Origin of the sequence: Nocardiopsis halotolerans DSM 44410 (assembly GCF_000341065.1) — a bacterium.
Taxonomy (GTDB): domain Bacteria; phylum Actinomycetota; class Actinomycetes; order Streptosporangiales; family Streptosporangiaceae; genus Nocardiopsis; species Nocardiopsis halotolerans.
Window position 1 is genome coordinate 1 of record NZ_ANAX01000419.1, and the last position, 821, is coordinate 821.

General features: G+C 71.5%; 2 pseudogenes. Both read left to right on the forward strand.

Features of this window, described 5'->3' with window-relative positions:
- A pseudogene (locus tag D455_RS0128695) lies at positions 1–414 on the forward strand (oxygenase MpaB family protein); the annotation flags it as partial.
- A gap of 109 nt (positions 415–523) precedes the next feature.
- Positions 524–821: pseudogene (locus D455_RS0128700) on the forward strand (oxygenase MpaB family protein); the annotation flags it as partial.

Here is an 821-nt window from a genome sequence, read left to right on the forward strand (position 1 = left end):
GGCGGACGCGCGGTCTCCGACGCCACCCTCGGGTTGATGGTGGACTTCTACCCGGCCTGGCAGCGTCCGCTGGTGCGCCCCTTCACCAAGGCGCTGCTCGACGACCGGCTCATCCGGGCCTTCGGCTACCCGGAGCCCTCCGCGGTCTGGCGGTGGCTGAGCGGTACCGCGCTGCGCCTGCGCGCCAGGGTGGTGCGTCTGATGCCTCCGCGCAGGGAGCCGCGCTGGGCCCGGCAGAGCCCCAACATCCGCAGTTACCCCGACGGCTACGACCCGTCCCGGATCGGCACCTTCCCGAAGGGGTGCCCGGTCCCGCACGATCTGGCGACCCGTGAGGTCACCGCCACGGGCGCCCGCGTGCCCGCGCCGGGGCAGGCGAGCGCACCGCACGCCTCCGAGGACACCGGAAGTTGACGTCCCGCGTTCCCCCGCGCGTTCTCCACGCCCCCGCGACCCCCGCCGTCCCCCGCGTGTCGCCCATCCCCCGCGCACCCCGCCGCCCCCTCTCCCGAAGGAACCCCGAATGAAACGTTTCGACCTCCGAGACGAGATCCATCACCTGGATCCCGAGGCCGACTGCGTCCGGATCATGCAGATCCTCAACTCCCAGGAGTTCCCCTGGGACATGGGCCGGGCGCTGGGCATCGCCCTGTACCGCACCTACGCCGTGCCCAGCATCGGTGAGCTGCTCGGCAGGACCAACGAGTTCACCGGCAGCACCCAGAAGCGCTACGACGACACCGCGCTGATCCTCAACACCATGATGCGGTACGGGTTCGAACCGGGGCAGGGCCGTGACGCGCTGCGCCGGATGAACCAGA